At 51.1% G+C, this 15,337-nt stretch carries 15 protein-coding genes and 1 rRNA gene; 5 read left to right on the forward strand and 11 right to left on the reverse strand.

Features of this window, described 5'->3' with window-relative positions:
• The 3 genes from KNP85_RS09745 to KNP85_RS09755 form a co-directional block, all read right to left on the reverse strand.
• A 16S ribosomal RNA gene (locus KNP85_RS09745) occupies positions 1–80 on the reverse strand; the annotation flags it as partial.
• Between the two features lie 288 nt (positions 81–368).
• Positions 369–1,544 (reverse strand): PstS family phosphate ABC transporter substrate-binding protein, encoded by a 1,176-nt coding sequence (locus tag KNP85_RS09750; RefSeq protein ID WP_214802852.1) that lies wholly within the window; start codon positions 1,542–1,544, stop codon positions 369–371.
• 32 nt (positions 1,545–1,576) lie between these two features.
• Positions 1,577–2,443: a nucleotidyltransferase-like protein gene (locus tag KNP85_RS09755; protein ID WP_021067732.1), complete on the reverse strand. Its 867-nt coding sequence runs from the start codon at positions 2,441–2,443 to the stop codon at positions 1,577–1,579.
• Positions 2,444–2,610: 167 nt separating this feature from the next.
• Here KNP85_RS09755 and KNP85_RS09760 point away from each other — a divergent pair, with 167 nt between their 5' ends.
• Positions 2,611–2,970 (forward strand): YgzB family protein, encoded by a 360-nt coding sequence (locus tag KNP85_RS09760; protein WP_021067733.1) that lies wholly within the window; start codon positions 2,611–2,613, stop codon positions 2,968–2,970.
• A 29-nt stretch (positions 2,971–2,999) separates the two neighbouring features.
• On the opposite strand, the gene perR is transcribed toward KNP85_RS09760, so the two are convergent.
• Positions 3,000–3,431: a peroxide-responsive transcriptional repressor PerR gene (gene perR / locus KNP85_RS09765; RefSeq protein WP_029596002.1), complete on the reverse strand. Its 432-nt coding sequence runs from the start codon at positions 3,429–3,431 to the stop codon at positions 3,000–3,002.
• Between the two features lie 191 nt (positions 3,432–3,622).
• On the opposite strand from perR, the gene KNP85_RS09770 reads away from it, so the two are divergent.
• Positions 3,623–4,921: a glutamate-1-semialdehyde 2,1-aminomutase gene (locus KNP85_RS09770; RefSeq protein WP_214802855.1), complete on the forward strand. Its 1,299-nt coding sequence runs from the start codon at positions 3,623–3,625 to the stop codon at positions 4,919–4,921.
• A 33-nt stretch (positions 4,922–4,954) separates the two neighbouring features.
• On the opposite strand, the gene KNP85_RS09775 is transcribed toward KNP85_RS09770, so the two are convergent.
• Positions 4,955–6,592 carry an ABC transporter substrate-binding protein gene (locus KNP85_RS09775; RefSeq protein ID WP_214802858.1) on the reverse strand — a complete coding sequence of 546 codons (1,638 nt, stop codon included), beginning with the start codon at positions 6,590–6,592 and terminating at the stop codon, positions 4,955–4,957.
• Between the two features lie 92 nt (positions 6,593–6,684).
• On the opposite strand from KNP85_RS09775, the gene KNP85_RS09780 reads away from it, so the two are divergent.
• Positions 6,685–7,917 carry an MFS transporter gene (locus tag KNP85_RS09780; RefSeq protein WP_214802861.1) on the forward strand — a complete coding sequence of 411 codons (1,233 nt, stop codon included), beginning with the start codon at positions 6,685–6,687 and terminating at the stop codon, positions 7,915–7,917.
• A 53-nt stretch (positions 7,918–7,970) separates the two neighbouring features.
• Positions 7,971–8,387, forward strand: coding sequence for a thiol-disulfide oxidoreductase DCC family protein (locus KNP85_RS09785; protein ID WP_214756663.1), 417 nt, complete (start codon positions 7,971–7,973; stop codon positions 8,385–8,387).
• 13 nt (positions 8,388–8,400) lie between these two features.
• Here KNP85_RS09785 and KNP85_RS09790 read toward each other — a convergent pair whose 3' ends face one another.
• The 5 genes from KNP85_RS09790 to mutY all read right to left on the reverse strand — a co-directional run bounded on the left by KNP85_RS09790 (position 8,401) and on the right by mutY (position 13,507).
• Positions 8,401–9,549, reverse strand: a complete 1,149-nt coding sequence (locus tag KNP85_RS09790) for a DUF3238 domain-containing protein (protein ID WP_021067739.1) — start codon at positions 9,547–9,549, stop codon at positions 8,401–8,403.
• Positions 9,550–9,642: 93 nt separating this feature from the next.
• Entirely contained in the window at positions 9,643–11,391 is a 1,749-nt protein-coding gene (locus KNP85_RS09795; RefSeq protein WP_214802863.1) for an ABC transporter ATP-binding protein, read from the reverse strand.
• A gap of 37 nt (positions 11,392–11,428) precedes the next feature.
• Positions 11,429–11,971, reverse strand: coding sequence for a nucleoside tri-diphosphate phosphatase (ntdP, locus tag KNP85_RS09800; protein WP_021067741.1), 543 nt, complete (start codon positions 11,969–11,971; stop codon positions 11,429–11,431).
• Positions 11,972–12,060: 89 nt separating this feature from the next.
• Positions 12,061–12,486, reverse strand: coding sequence for an SRPBCC family protein (locus tag KNP85_RS09805; protein WP_029596009.1), 426 nt, complete (start codon positions 12,484–12,486; stop codon positions 12,061–12,063).
• Complete coding sequence (gene mutY, locus KNP85_RS09810) at positions 12,473–13,507, reverse strand: A/G-specific adenine glycosylase (RefSeq protein WP_058765751.1); 1,035 nt, start codon at positions 13,505–13,507, stop codon at positions 12,473–12,475. Before mutY ends, KNP85_RS09805 begins: the two co-directional genes overlap by 14 nt.
• Positions 13,508–13,594: 87 nt before the next feature.
• Here mutY and KNP85_RS09815 point away from each other — a divergent pair, with 87 nt between their 5' ends.
• On the forward strand, positions 13,595–14,578 hold the full coding sequence (locus KNP85_RS09815) for a metal-dependent hydrolase (RefSeq protein ID WP_214802865.1): 984 nt from the start codon (positions 13,595–13,597) through the stop codon (positions 14,576–14,578).
• A gap of 27 nt (positions 14,579–14,605) precedes the next feature.
• Here the strand turns inward: KNP85_RS09815 and KNP85_RS09820 are convergent, their stop codons facing one another.
• On the reverse strand, positions 14,606–15,139 hold the full coding sequence (locus KNP85_RS09820; protein ID WP_021067745.1) for a YceI family protein: 534 nt from the start codon (positions 15,137–15,139) through the stop codon (positions 14,606–14,608).
• Positions 15,140–15,337 lie beyond the last annotated feature (198 nt).

Raw genomic sequence — 15,337 nt, forward strand, 5'->3', positions numbered from 1 at the left:
GTCGATTTCCTGCGCTCGACTTGCATGTATTAGGCACGCCGCCAGCGTTCGTCCTGAGCCAGGATCAAACTCTCCAAAGAATTTGATATAGCTCTTTAAAAATGACGAAGCTTGCGCTTCATTCAAACATTGTAAAACGTTTTTTGCCTCATCGTTCAGTTTTCAAAGTTCGTCTGCCGCTCTTGGCGACTTCATTAATTTATCACGTCGTCTATCTCCGCGTCAACAACTTTTTTCACAAATTGTTTTACTGAAATAATCTTTTGCCGTGACAACGTTTATAACTATAATCTCTATTTACCACTTCGTCAATAGAAATATTACAAAAAAATAAAAAAGGTCGAGCCCCCGTCATGAGGCCCAACGCTTCAATCTTTCGCTAGCGGCACATAGCCCGTCCGCTCCACCAATGTCTGCCCTTCTTCAGATGTCATCCAATCTAAAAACGGCTTATGCGTTTCATAGTTCTCTTCTGTCGTGATGGCATAAAATTCAGAAGTGATCGGATACGTCCCGTCAGCGATGGTTTCGACCGTTGGAGCGATTCCATTCACTTGAAGTAATTTAATGTCGTGATCTTCGACCATCTCGGTCGCATAGAAGCGGAAAGAGAACCCAATCGCATTTTTATGATTTGTGTATGCGGCCGTCTGTTCGATAATACCGCCCATACCTTCCGGGACATCTTCAACGGGTGCAGCCATTAATTTACGATCACCCATCACCCGCTGCAAGGCCGTCTGGCTCCCGCTTCCTTCTGGACGTTGGAAGGCTCGAATCGGATCATTCTCGCCTCCGACCTCACTCCAATTATCGATGTCTCCGGCATACACTTGTTGAATCTCGTCTAATTTAAGCGAGTCAACTAGATTGTCTTCATGTACAAAGAAGACAAACGCTTCGCGCCCGATTGGTGTCATGTTGAACTCCACACCTGCCTTCTTAGCCGCGGCCACTTGAAGATCTGATGGTCCGGCGACAAAGATGATGTCCGTTTTCCCTTGAATCAACCGATCATACGCTTCTCCCGTCGTCGTCGAGACGACAGGACTCTCCTCCGTACTATACGGATTATATTCGTCAGAAGGATAAACCGCTTCGACAAAAGACGCATACAGTGGATAGAGTGCCGTAGCACCATCGAGGCGTGGGAGATTTGAATCGATTTTAAACGAAGATGGCGCATCGAGCTTAGCTAAATCGGATTCCTCTTTAAACGGTTGATAGTCAAACAACTCAACACCGCGTTCTTCAATCCGCAAACCTTCTGTATACACGTAGTACCCTTTCACTGAACCGAAGAACACGACTCCAATCACGGTTCCAATCAATCCGACTCGTTTGAGTTGCCCCTTCGTTAACGACGAGAAGTCATATAGCGCCATAATGAGAATTAATAAAGCGGCAACGTACCAAATTGTCCAAAGGATCGGGCGTCCTCCTGCAATCGGATTGCCCATCGTAAAGAGTGCTGTAAAGACCGATATGACTGCGGTCACAAGCACAATCAACACACTACCGAATATAAACTTGACGATTTTCATCTGATTCGACTACTCCATTCGCTTCTATATAGTTAGGCGATCTCATAGGCGATGGCTTCGACCCCAACACCTTTTGTCGGTCGCGCGACCGAACGGACATATCCTTTGCGGACAAGGAACCCGACGATGCTACCTAGGTCGACTTTCAATGCTTGCAAGTTCGGGTGTTCCATTAATTCCGAGAACGGCCACGGTTCGTCGCGTTGTTGCATCGTTTGCAGTAGCAGAAGCGTGCCCGGCAACACTTTTGATTGAATCAAATGTTCCATTCCGATAATCACCAAGTGAATCCGTTGTTCAAGCGACTCATGTCCGCTCACGAGTTCCTCGTGGAGTTTATATATTTCTAAATCGAGTGTGCGTACTTGTTTCCATAATACGATTTCAGGATGAATCCCGGCCTCTAAGACCGATAATCTGGCCAAATGAGTCAAGGCATGATGAATTTGGGTGAAGGCGTCTTGGTGTTCCTCTTGCAAAAATAAGCTTCGGCCGTCTTCAAAGCGTCGCAGCAATTTCGCAAAAGCAAGCGATAGTTGCAGACGTTGCTCATCGTTTGAGAAATTACGAAGACGTTGTCGCAAGTCTAATAAAAACGTATTTCGTTCAAACAACACCATTCCATCTTCAATCCAGTGGATGGCCCGGCGATTCTCGTTCATCAAAATCCAGCGGTCCATCATCGAATCACTCACCAAATGGAGAATGATTTTTTCTTGTCCGACCTGATAGTGTTTCACTGTCCAGAACGGTTCTTCTTTGGCTTCAATCACAATCAACAACCGGTCCGATTGGTCGGTCAACGGATCGCGTGGTCGTTTCTTCTTCACTTCGATGATGCCAAGCGTCGTCTTCAAGGCTGCATATTCCGAATAGATCGTGCGTGTGGCATACTCCATAGTCACCTTGATACCTTCTTTCTATATGATGAACTTCAAACGTCCACCCAATAATCTGATACGAAAATGATTCGCCTTCTTTTAAAATTCTCCTGCCAGCGATTGTATGAACTTCTCACGATCGAGCAGATGAGCTATAGTAAAGACAGACATGGAGGGATTACGAAATGAAAAAACGGGGGAATAAAATCAACCGCGCTCGAAACCTTGCGTTGTTGCTCGTCTTTGCGGGAATCGGGGTCATGTATCTCGGCCTGTTGGCGAAAAGCATCACATGGCTGATGATTATTTTCATGTTGCTCGGCTTCGTGATGGTGTTATCGAGTTCAGCGCTCTACTTTATTATTGGGATGGCATCCACAAAAGCCATCGTCGTCACTTGCCCGAATTGTGAGAAACAGACAAAGATGCTCGGTCGGGTCGACTTATGTATGCATTGCGACGAACCGCTCACGATCGACCAATCGCTCGAAGGTAAAGAGTTCGACGAAAAATATAACAAACGCCAATCACATTCACACGAATAAAAAAACATCCTCAGGCAGAGGATGTTTTTTTAATGTTTATGCGCTTGTTCAGCTTGGCACGCCGGGCATGTCCCGTATACTTCGAGACGATGGCGGTCGACTTTGAACCCAGTCAATTGAGATGCGACCGATTCGATTTCATCGAGGACCGGGTAGTTGAAGTCAACGACTTTCCCACACGCATCACAGATGATGTGGTAGTGACGCGACGTCACGAAATCAAACCGGCTCGATGCGTCTCCGTAATTCATCTCTTGGACGAGACCGACTTCTTTAAAGACGCGCAAGTTGTTATAGACGGTAGCGACACTCATGTTCGGAAATCTCGCCGAAAGTGCCTTATAAATGTCATCCGCTGTCGGGTGACTGTGCTCCGTGACGAGGTACTCCAAAATGGCCTGGCGCTGAGGCGTCATTCTGACTCCATGTTCTCGGAGCGACTGAACAGCATGGTCAAGCATTTCGCTTCCCACGTCAATCCCTCATTTCTTCTATAGAATTCATTCGAAGTGTTAGTAGTAATTAACCTATTTCTTACATAGTAATCTTTATAAATAGTGTACTGATTTCTGGAACGGTCGTCAAACGTTGAGCTTAAGCGGTTGACGGCTGTGATACAATAAGTGCGAATTTGTAAAAGGAGGCAATACATATGGCAACATCATCTACACGCAACAATTCAGACGTTTTGTATACCGACGCCTTGACGCATATCGTCGGCGGGGTCAACAGCCCTTCCCGCTCATTCAAGGCAGTCGGCGGAGGTGCACCCGTCTATATGGAAAGAGGAGACGGCGCCTATTTCTATGACGTCGACGGCAATCGTTATATCGACTATTTGGCGGCGTACGGTCCGATTATCACGGGCCACGCCCATCCGCATATCCATAAAGCGTTAATCGCGGCTTCGTCTAAAGGACTCCTTTACGGGACACCGCATGCGCTTGAAGTCGAGTTCGCGAAAAAACTAAAGGCGGCCATCCCGTCAATGGACAAGGTCCGTTTCACCAACTCGGGGACCGAGGCGGTCATGACGACCGTACGTGTCGCCCGTGCTTACACGGGACGCGAACTCGTCGTCAAATTCAGCGGTTGCTATCATGGCCACTCGGACTTGATGCTCATCGCAGCAGGCAGCGGACCAGCCACGCTCGGCTCACCAGATTCGGCCGGCGTCACACGGGCCACGGCGAAAGAAGTCATCACCGTGCCGTTCAATGACGTCGAGGCGTTCCGAGACATGATGCGCGAATGGGGCAGTCAAATCGCCTGTGTCCTCGTAGAACCGATTGTCGGAAACTTCGGCATCGTCGAGCCGAAACCTGGATTCCTCCAGGCCATCAACGACATCACCCATGAACATGGCGCCCTCGTTATTTACGACGAAGTGATCACGGCGTTCCGCTTCACATACGGCAGTGCCCAGCAAGTATATGGCATCGAGCCGGATATGACCGCCCTCGGGAAAATCATCGGCGGAGGCTTGCCGATTGGTGCCTATGGAGGTAAAGCTGAAATTATGGAAACGGTCGCTCCGCTCGGTCCAGCTTATCAGGCCGGAACGATGGCCGGTAACCCGGCATCGATGGCAACAGGGATTGCTTGCCTCGAAGTACTCGAGCAACCGGGTGTGTATGAAAAGCTTGACGCGCTCGGTGCCCAGCTCGAGGCCGGGATTCGTGAAGCCGCTAAAACACACGGCGTGACCATCACATTGAACCGTCTAAAAGGCGCACTTACGGTGTACTTCACGGACGAGGTCGTGACCGACTATGAGGGAGCCGAGAAGTCGGACGGTGAAGTGTTCGGACGCTTCTTCAAATTGATGCTCGAGAACGGTGTCAATTTGGCCCCTTCTAAGTATGAGGCTTGGTTCTTGACGACTGAGCATAGCGAGACAGATATCGAAGAGACGATTGTTGCGGTAAACCGCGCCTTCGCCCAACTATAAGTAAAAGGAGATGCCGCGGCATCTCCTTTTTGATTACACCGAAGGTCGGATCCACAACTGGTCGTAGCGTGGATGTCCGAATATATCGACCGGCACGTCGCCTAGAAAACTCGGGAAGCTCCGCTCCCGCTCGACATGGTATAGCGGAATGACGAGCGCCGCTTCCGTCAAATAGCGTTCCACCTCCCGATGGAGCATCGGCCAAGCGCTCATATCGGTTTGACGGTAGCGGTCCATCATCGTTCGGAGGTCCGTTTCATGTGCGACGAGCTTGCCGACGAGCGACAGTTCACTCGTCAAAAAGGCGAGAAACGCCAAATCCAAGTCTTCGCTCATCATCTCCCCGCATAAAATCAAATCGGCTCGGCGAAGTGTCTCCTCTTGCAGTAAACAACTGAGCGCATACGTCTCCGTCTCGACGGTGAAACCGGCAGCCCGCAACTGTGATGCGACAAGCGCAGCGTCTTCCGTCGCCACGTCGAACGGCAAGTGTAATAGTCGAAGCGGACGCTTAGAACTCTCGCTTGGCTCGGCCAGTGAAATCGGGCGACTCGTTTCCGGGAAGAAGCCGTGGGCCACTTGATGACGTTCTCCCCCCAAATCGACGACCGCTTGTTTATCGATCGCCCGTTGAATCGCGCGTCGCGTCGCCATATCCTCTTTCAGCCAGGAGTGCTGTAAGTTGAACATGAGATAACGAGCCCCGGCCTCGGCAATCCATTTCACGACGCTATGATTGTCCCGCGCGCTCCATTTGGCGTGATCTGCTTCCGAGAACGTGACAAACTCAACCACGTCCAATGACGGACGGGGGCGCAACCCGCGCTCGAACGCCCGTAAACGCACGACGTCGTCGGATTGTTTCTCCAATTTGAAAGGCCCCGTCCCAACAATCCCTTCTGCTCCTTCATACGTAACGGATGCCGGTGTTTGAGCAAGCAAGCGCTCGATGTAGGCCCGATGTGCTTTCGTATAGAGGTCGACCACATACGGTGCGGGCGAGTCGACCCGATCAATCGGTGCGAACAACCAGACTTGTTTGCCGCGAGCCAAGAGTCGGCTCAATGAGTAGACGACGTCTTTGCCCGTTAACGTCATCCCGTTGTGGAAAGTGATCCCTTTACGGATGTAACAGCGAAATCCAAATGGCGTCTCCTCCATATGATGGGCTAGCGACGGTTGAACCGTGGTCCCGTCCCATTCGAACAGGCGGTCGAAGACGTGACGCGATAACGACGCCTCCATCGCGATGTGGATATCAAGCGGATCAAGTGACTCGAGTGTCCGCGTCCTCGGGAAAATAAAACGGTCTTCTTCCGTCTGTTCGAAACCAAATCGGTTCCAAATCCGCGCTTGGATCAGTTCCCGTAATGCGGGTGGCCAATCCCACTCCAACCATTTGGCCGCCTGCGCCATCGTAGCCTCAGAAAATGAGGTTACGACCCACGCCTGGAGCGTCTCGTCAAAGTCCGACTGAAAACGAAGCATCGATTCATGGCCGCGCCCTTTGCCGGCTTGATAGGTCACCCAGCCCATCGTTTCCCACGCCTTGATGTCGCGCTTCACTTGCTTCTCGCTATAGCCGACCACCTCGACAGCTTGCCGGAGTGTCACATCCATTCGACCCGCTTGTAACGCATGGCGATAAATGGCCACTAGTTTTGCATTCATGTCATTCCCCCTAAAAGTGGACATGTCCAAATAATTTGTCTCTTTTTACCAAGTGTAGTCCACGTTTAAAGTAGTGACAAGGAGGTGCTCACATGAAATTCAAAGATTTCCCAACTAACGTCCGACTTCGACTCGTCTGTGGATTTTTCATCCGCATCGTCGGCTCGGCCATCTTTCCATTCATGGCTTTATATTTTTCAGAAGAACTCGGTAAAATCGCTGCCGGGATCATCATGACGGCATTCGTCATCGTCGGGTATGTCACCGGCTTGTTCGGTGGGTACTTCTCCGACCGCTTTAATCGCAAGCACGTCTTACAGATCGGCCAACTCGTTCAAATCCTCTGCTTCATCGGGATGACAGTCGCGATTCACCCATCGAACAACTGGGCATTCGCCGTAGCCATTTTGTATTTCGGTCACGCCGTCGCCAACGGCTTGAACTATCCGGCGCTCGAAGCAATCGTGATCGACTCGATGGACCCATCGAATCGAAAAGCGATTTATGTATATGATTATTGGCTCGTCAATTTAGCGATCGCCGGCGGTGTCATGCTCGGCGGTGCGTTCTATCGCGACTACCGGTTTGGTTTATTTATCGGGATGACGCTCGTGTTGACCATTACAACGATCATCTTGCAACGCTATCTCGTCGATTCACATCAAGGCAACCGGTCGACGCCATCCAACCCGATCGTCGGCGTGATTCAAAACTACCGGATCGCCTTGAATGACCGACGCTGGATGCTGTTCGTGCTCGGCAGCATGCTCGTCTTCTCGACCGAGTTCCATATGGCGAACTATATCGGCGTTCATTTGGCCGAATCGTTCCAAGAACGTGCGATCATCGGTGTGCCGTTTGACGGGGTCCGAATGATGGCGTTCATGCAGCTCGAGAACACATTGCTCGTCGTCGCCATCACGTTCGCCGTCACCGCCTTTGTGAAACGGTATCGGGAGAAACACGTTTTCTTCATCGGCTTGTCGCTCTATATCACGGCGTATGCGGCCATCACATCGATGAACTCATTTCTGATTCTCGCCGTCTTGGCCGTCGTCTTCACGGTCGGCGAGTTGCTATACTCGCCAATCCGCCAAGTGAAGCAAGTCGACCTGCTCGACCCAGAGCGTCGCGCCTCGTACCTCGCTTTCGGTGGACTCACGTTCCATGGGGCCAAACTTGTGGCCGCTGCTGGCATCGTCGTCGGGGCGTTCATCGGACCTGTGTTCATGAGCGGCTACATCTTCTTGTTCGGGGCGCTCGGTGCGTATCTCTATTATGTCTCGCTCTATAAAATGGAATCGGCGCGCCAGCTCGCCGCGTGACGTTTGAACGAACGCTGGAACGGAAACAACCAAGAGTGAAGGAGGCGAACCAAATGCCAGCCATTGTCTTGTTTGATGGAGACTGTAACTTTTGTGACGCCAGCGTCCAATTCATCTTGAACCGGGACACCACCGGGAACTTCCATTTTGCCTCGCTACAAGGTGACGCCGGCAAGACGCTACGCGAACGTCACCGCATCAGCGACTCGGTCGACAGCATCGTCTTGATTCGTGACGGCGTGCCTTATATCAAATCCGACGCGGCCATCCGGATTGCAGAAGGATTGGATGGGATGTGGCGATGGCTCCGGTTCGTGAAAATCGTCCCAAAACCGATTCGCGACTTCGGCTATGATGTCATCGCCAAGCATCGTTACGAATGGTTCGGACAAAAACAGACGTGTAAACTGCCGACACCGGAAGAACGAAGCCGGTTTCTCGATCAACAACCAAAACCGCCGACTCGATGAGTCGACGGTTTTTTTAGTCCATACACGTCAAGTACGTCCAATGGCACTCCGGCATCGGATTGCCCATGAAACTGACACCGAGGTCATCGGCCCGGTGAATCGTCGTCCACGGGGCATCCCCGACTTGAAGATACACTTCATGGTGCGGCGATTGCGTATGACTACCGGACAGTTTGAACGTGGCAGTGTCCTTCAATTGTGCGACAATCGTGTACTTGATGTCCGGCGCGATGACGAGCGGATTGCCGACCGAATGGTGCAAGCGGTATGCGGTCCGCCCCCGGTCAATATCGATATCGTCAAGATACACTTGATCGACCGAAGCGACATCTTCTCCTGTTAGTTGATGACGGGCGTTGTATCCGCGCGTCACTCCGGCATCTTTTTTGATAGAGACGATCGGAATGTCGTGCATCCCTTCGACTTTCACTTCCGTCCGCGTCCGATAGTCGTTCGCATGAACGTTGTATGGTCGTCCATCCCCTTCAAAATAAGGGTGAGGCGACAATAAGTTCGGATTTTTAATCATCGGCGGACGAATGAACGTCTGGACGCGAAGCTGAATCTGATTGACCGTCTCCAAATCAGGACGGAGCGGACTGACGAGAAAATACATGACGAACAGTTCTTTGTCGCGCCGCGTGTCCGTCTTCAATTCTTTGGCGAGTGACATTGCTTTGCCGACAGCGTGAATGAGACGCGTCCCCGGTTTCGCGTCTCGCTTCACCGGGCGGAGCGCCCGAACTTCATACATCGTCGGTTCGTGTAGCGGTGTGTCGTCCAAATAGGCGTTCCCGACGACCTCGGCGATTCGTCGTCCTTGTCGATAGATCGCATACGTCTCGACGTCAGGAATCGGATCCCATTGGAGATGGGTACCGGTCGACGCGACGACGGCCGATGTGAGATGTCGATTCCAATACAAATCATCGCTCGGGTCGACGGCGGCCGTATACACTTTCGCCACTTCCCCTTGCTCATCCGTGAGACGATAGGCGACTTGCTCTCCGACGGCCGTCTCATGGTCGACATAGTGCTGGTCGGTCCCTTCATACACATACTTCCCGTTCCGCGTAAGCCGGACCTTCCCCTCCACTGACCACGTCAGCTCGAGCGCGTCCTTAAGCGGTTTTACTGTGATTAAACCTTCCCCGTTCATCATTGGACTCTCCCCCTTTTGGCATGTCGTTTCTTCATTCCCGTCTCACTGTCAAGGAAAACAAAAAAAGGCCCCGAGTCTCCTCGAGGCCGCGTCTCATTCGACGACTGCCAAATCTTGAATCATATACAAATCGTAATAGGCTCCGCGGCGACGCATCAGTTCTTCATGCGTCCCGGTCTCCATAATTTGTCCGTTATCGACGACGACAATCTTATCGGCATCGGTGATGGTCGACAATCGGTGCGCGACGATGAGCGTCGTTCTCCCTTTCGTCAAACGCGCGAGCGAATCCTGAATCATTGCCTCACTCTCAAGGTCCAGCGCACTCGTCGCTTCGTCGAGAATAATGATTGGCGGATGTTTCAAGAAGACACGGGCGATGGCAAGCCGTTGTTTCTGACCGCCTGACAGTTTGACACCTTTTTCCCCGACCGGCGTATTGTAGCCATCCTGCAAGTTCGAGATGAACTCATGTGCGTTCGCTGCTTTCGCGGCGGCGATCACATCTTCGTCACTCGCTTCCGGATTCCCCATCCGGATGTTCATCGCGACCGATTCACTGAACAGAACCGAATCTTGCATGACCATCCCGATTTGATCGCGCAGAGCCCGCAATTTGAAATCACGGACGTCGGTGCCATCAATTTTGATGCTACCCGACGTGACGTCATAAAACCGTGGAATCAAGCTGACGAGCGTCGACTTTCCGCCACCGGACATGCCAACGAACGCAACCCGCTCTCCAGAGCGAATATGCAGGTTGACGTCACGGAGGGCGCGGGTACCGTCTTTCTCGTACGCAAAGCTGACCTGATCGAGTTCGATGTCGCCTGCCGTTTTCACGGGAACGAACGCACTCGATTTTTCTTCGATGTCATACGGCTCATCGAGGAACTCGAAGACCCGGTCCATCGAAGCGACCGACTGCGTGAGCGTCGTCGCCGAGTTGACGAGACGGCCGAGCGGTGCGTAGAGACGATCGATATACGCGATGAAGGCGACGAGTGTCCCTAGCGAGACATCCCCTTGCAGGACGAGCCAAGAAGCCGATGTGAAGATTAAGATCGGGGCGATGTCCGTAATCGTCGAGACGACGACGTACGTCTTCGCGTTCCACCCTGTATGACGGAGCGCGGCCTTCAAGAAGCCACCGTTCTGTTCTTCGAACGCCTTGTTCTCATACGGTTCGAGGGCGAAGCTGCGGATGACGGCCATCCCGTTGACGCGTTCGGTCAAATGACCTTGAAGGTCCGCAAGAGCGGCCGAGCGTTCCCGCGTAAGCCGGCGCAATCTTCCGTAGAAGTAGCGGACGGCGATGGCGTAGAACGGGAGCGGCAAGACGGCGATGAGCGTCAGCTGCGGGTCAATCGTATACATGATGGCGATGGCAATCAAGATGGTTACCATGTCGAGCCAAATGTTCATCAGACCGGTGATGACGAAGTCTTTCGTCTGTTCGACATCGTTGATGATGCGCGAGATGATCTGTCCCGTCTTATTGTTCGAGTAATACCGAAGTGACAACTTTTGGACGTGGTCGAACAATCGGTTCCGGACGTCGAACAAGATCCGCGTCGCCGCCCACTGTGCCAAATATTGGCGCAAGTACTCAATCGGCGGCTTCAAGACGAGGAAGATGAAGAAGACGATGCTGAACAACCAGACGAGCTCGGTATAATCTCGCGCCGGTTCCGGATCTGTCAAATAATTATCGATGACATATTTATAGAGCAGCGGTAACCCGAGCGGAATCGAGAATTTCAAAATCCCGACGAAGATGGTCAGCGCAATCTGTTTCTTATACGGTTTAACGAACTGTAAATAACGTTTAATACTACCCATTAGTTCCTCCTTCAAGAAAAAAAGCGGAGATGAGCAATCATCTCCGGTAACGTGCTTCGTATTCGCGATACCATTCATCGACGAATGTTGGGTTGAACGGCCCTTTCCGTCCTCGAATCCAGTTAATAAGTTCTTGAACGTTCTGTTTCAAGATTCGATCAATCGCTTTCGGATAATTCATCTCGCGACGATGCCGCTCATATTCATCCTCATCTAAAATCGTGTACGACATATCCGGGAACACCTTGATGTCCAAATCGTAATCGATGTACTTGATGGCACGTTCTGCCCCATCGAACGTTGTCGGCGAACCTAGATTACAGTAGTAGTAAATCCCATCTTCGCGAATCATGCAGATGACATTGAACCAAAACTCAGATGAAAAGTAGCAAATTGCCGGCTCACGTGTTCTCCATTGCCGGCCGTCTGACTCACTGACCATGATGCGGTCATTGAATCCGATCATATCCGTTTTTGACGACTGAAGGACGAGCGTTTCTTCCCAAACGCGATGCAAAGTTCCGTTGTGCTTGTAGCTCTGTATCTCGATCTTGCTACCTGCTTTGGGAAATAAGCTCATAAGCTCCTCCTTTCCGCTATGATGCTATACAATTCTCATATTTAATTATAGCGACTTTCAGAACCAATGAAAAAGGAAATCTCTTATTTTCACGAATTTAGTGTTTTTTGGAATGCCTCGGCTCGCGCTTTGAACATCGGCCGGAGCACGAAGTACTCGACGAGGACAGTCGGCACGTAACTGTCGAACGTGACCTCATCGACCATAACGGCTTGCCCATCCACTTGTTCGACACGGTGGACGTGACTGAAACGACGGAAAGGAAACGGCAACTTTACGCCTTGATCACAAAAGGCACGGTCTCCAGCCAATGTGATGGCGCTATTCCAAGGCAAAGAGACCGGCCCAACCCCGATACGGAGCTGAACGACGTTCCCCTCGACCGAAGCCCCATCTCCAACGAGCGTCACTTTCGGGAAGGACGTCAGTTTTGATAAGAGCGAAGCGTCTTGAAGCAACGTCCATAATGTGTCCACAGACGTGTCGAATGGTGTTCGTACGTCAAACTGTCTCATCTTTCGCACCTGCCATCTGCTCTAATTTTTGTTGGGCGACCGATACCGTCACCACGTCGCGTGCCTCTTCGTCGAGCCAAGCCCACTCGCCGTCCGGTAGCGTCTCGACCTCGTATAAGTCGATGTACCAGACGATATGGGAAAACACATGTTTCACTTGTCCAATATAGGTTCCGTTTAACTGTTCCCCCGTTCCGCGGTCTGTAAGCGGATATTGCCACATTCCAGCGAGAAGACCGGCATCCGGGCGCTTCACGTATGCGGTCCGGCCGTCCTGGCGACAGTAGAGCGCATCATACATCTCAATCCGAGCCGCCCCTTTTTTCGTCTTGACCGGGAGTTCATCTTGAACGTTATGGGTATAAGCATAACAATCATCTTGAACGGGACAGAGCGAACACATCGGGTTTTTCGGCGTACATACCGTCGCCCCGAGCTCCATGATGCCTTCGTTAAAGTCTGAGGCATGCGCCGGGTCCATGAGTCGTCGCACGACTTGCTCGAACAGTTTTCGCGTTTTCGGGACGGCGATGTCGTCATAAATCCCGAATTGACGGGACATGACGCGCATGACGTTGCCATCGACGGCCGGTTCCGGCTGATTGTAGGCAATCGATAACACCGCCCCAGTCGTATACGGTCCGACACCTTTCAGTTTTTCGAACCGTTCTTTTTCCTCGGGGACAATCCCGTCGTACACGGCAACGACTTCTCGGACGGCTTGATGAAGGTTTCGAACCCGTGAGTAATAACCGAGTCCTTCCCAATATTTGACGACCTCATCGGGTTCGGCCGCTGCCAATGCCTCAATCGTCGGGAACCGCTCCATGAAACGGTTATAGTATGGGATAACGGTATCGACGCGCGTCTGTTGGAGCATGACTTCGCTCACCCAGACCCGATATGGATTTTTTCCGTGACGCCATGGCAAATCACGCTTTTCGCGATTGAACCACGTCACTAAATTTGTGTTAAATTCTTGAATATTATAATTTGTGAACAATTTATCAACATCGAGCATTTTGTTTCCCCTCGTTTTAAAAATATTGTATGATGTAGTGGATTAAAATATGCGGTTTTTCTACTTTTATGGAGGTGCTGAAGCACATTGGATACTGCTACTCACATTGGGATGGGACTAGGTTTAAGTGCAATCGCGACACTCAGCCCGGAGGTGTCAGGCGACGCACAAATGTTTCTAGCCATGACAGCGACGGCGCTCGTCGGCTCACATGCTCCGGACTTTGACACGGTCTTCAAACTAAAAGGAAATAGCACGTATTTACGCCAGCACCGCGGTCGTTCACACGGAATAACCGCACTACTCGCCTGGCCGATCATCGTCAGCGCCGTCATCGGACTCGCGCTTGGCGTCAACCCCGCTTCATTATGGGTCATGGCACAAATCGCCGTGTTGTTACACGTCACGGTCGACTTGTTCAACGCCTACGGGACGCAGGCTCTTCAACCGTTTTCAAAAAAATGGATTGGCTGGGGCGTCATCGGGACGTTTGATCCGTATTTGTTCTCTGCCTATTATGGGGCATATGTATTATGGCTTATCACAGGGGCGACTGTCCCGATTTTTGCACTGCTCATTGCGCTCGTCATCAGCTATTACGCGATTCAATTCAAGTTGCGTAACCGCGCCCTCGCCACGGTCGCCCGTCACTTCGCTGGTGCACACGAACTGTTCATCTCGCCAGGTATTGGTTGGGATGACTGGCATGTCGCCGTTCGATTCCGCAACGGTTTAGGTGCCGTCAAAGTGAAAAAAGGAACGGTCATCGAATGCGGTCGTTTCCGTGACAAGCCGATGCCAGGTGAAGATGACCTTCACTTCGTGGAAGCCCGTAAAAATGCGAATCTTCAATCGTTCCTCGAATTCTCGAAGATTCACACGTATACGGTCACGCGTCACAACGGTATGATCGAGTATCGCTTCACGAACTTGCGCTATTTCGCGAAAGATATTTATCCGTTCGTCGCCGTCGTCATCGTCGACGAAGAATCGAATGAAGTGTTGTCTTCATTCACTGGCTGGGTGTTCAGTGAAGAGAGCTTGCAAAAGAAATTGGCCTACGAACAGTAAAAAGTCGCTCACAGGAGCGACTTTTTTTTATGCCTCTGACTCCGTGAACTGGAGCTCAAAGTCAAATTTGACTTTTTTATCGACGAGAACGCCACCCGCTTCGAGCGCCTGGTTCCACGTCAATCCGTAATCTTCTCGGTTGATTGACCCGTCCCCGGTAAAAGCGTGTTTCATATTGCCCCACGGGTCTTTCGCGCTTCCCTCGTACTCGACTTCGAACGTCTCTTCCCGGGTCGTCCCGCGAATCGTTAAATTCCCGGTCAATTCGAATTCACCGCCACCCTTTGAGCGGAACGATGTCGATTCGAACACGATGTCCTCATGTTGCTCCACATCGAAGAAGTCTCCAGACCGCAAATGGTTGTCGCGGTCACTGTTATTCGTATCGATCGATGCCGCCTTGATCGTCACCTTCACGCTCGCGTTCGCGAGATCGTCCGGTTGTCCGTTCGCCTCGACGTGAAAATCTTTGAACTCCCCTTTTACTTTCGAAATCATCATATGCTTGACCGTAAATGTAATCGAACTGTGTGCCGGGTCGACTTGATATGTTTTTGCCATGAATCTGTCCACTCCTTCGATTTGGAATTGATACTAATATGATGTTTACCACAAATCTTGACTTCAAAACATTTCCGTTCAAATGTGACAAATTATTGTCGAAAAATTTTGACTTTTATCACGCCGACCCGTTACGATAAAAAAAGGGAGCTGTTGACTTACAGTAAAATGTAAGCGCATACATAGAATCCCTATACT

Origin of the sequence: Exiguobacterium sp. s194 (genome assembly GCF_018618275.1) — a bacterium.
GTDB lineage: Bacteria > Bacillota > Bacilli > Exiguobacteriales > Exiguobacteriaceae > Exiguobacterium > Exiguobacterium chiriqhucha.

What these genes read in the sequence shown, in the direction of transcription:
- mutY (WP_058765751.1), bottom strand. Translation starts at nt 13,507, where the DNA reads ATGCTCGATGTTGATAAATTGTTCACAAATTATAATATTCAAGAATTT.
- KNP85_RS09805 (WP_029596009.1), bottom strand. Translation starts at nt 12,486, where the DNA reads ATGAGACAGTTTGACGTACGAACACCATTCGACACGTCTGTGGACACA.
- KNP85_RS09790 (WP_021067739.1), bottom strand. Translation starts at nt 9,549, where the DNA reads ATGATGAACGGGGAAGGTTTAATCACAGTAAAACCGCTTAAGGACGCG.
- KNP85_RS09820 (WP_021067745.1), bottom strand. Translation starts at nt 15,139, where the DNA reads ATGGCAAAAACATATCAAGTCGACCCGGCACACAGTTCGATTACATTT.
- ntdP (WP_021067741.1), bottom strand. Translation starts at nt 11,971, where the DNA reads ATGAGCTTATTTCCCAAAGCAGGTAGCAAGATCGAGATACAGAGCTAC.
- KNP85_RS09755 (WP_021067732.1), bottom strand. Translation starts at nt 2,443, where the DNA reads ATGGAGTATGCCACACGCACGATCTATTCGGAATATGCAGCCTTGAAG.
- KNP85_RS09760 (WP_021067733.1), top strand. Translation starts at nt 2,611, where the DNA reads ATGAAAAAACGGGGGAATAAAATCAACCGCGCTCGAAACCTTGCGTTG.
- KNP85_RS09775 (WP_214802858.1), bottom strand. Translation starts at nt 6,592, where the DNA reads ATGAATGCAAAACTAGTGGCCATTTATCGCCATGCGTTACAAGCGGGT.
- KNP85_RS09780 (WP_214802861.1), top strand. Translation starts at nt 6,685, where the DNA reads ATGAAATTCAAAGATTTCCCAACTAACGTCCGACTTCGACTCGTCTGT.
- KNP85_RS09750 (WP_214802852.1), bottom strand. Translation starts at nt 1,544, where the DNA reads ATGAAAATCGTCAAGTTTATATTCGGTAGTGTGTTGATTGTGCTTGTG.
- KNP85_RS09770 (WP_214802855.1), top strand. Translation starts at nt 3,623, where the DNA reads ATGGCAACATCATCTACACGCAACAATTCAGACGTTTTGTATACCGAC.
- perR (WP_029596002.1), bottom strand. Translation starts at nt 3,431, where the DNA reads ATGCTTGACCATGCTGTTCAGTCGCTCCGAGAACATGGAGTCAGAATG.
- KNP85_RS09785 (WP_214756663.1), top strand. Translation starts at nt 7,971, where the DNA reads ATGCCAGCCATTGTCTTGTTTGATGGAGACTGTAACTTTTGTGACGCC.
- KNP85_RS09795 (WP_214802863.1), bottom strand. Translation starts at nt 11,391, where the DNA reads ATGGGTAGTATTAAACGTTATTTACAGTTCGTTAAACCGTATAAGAAA.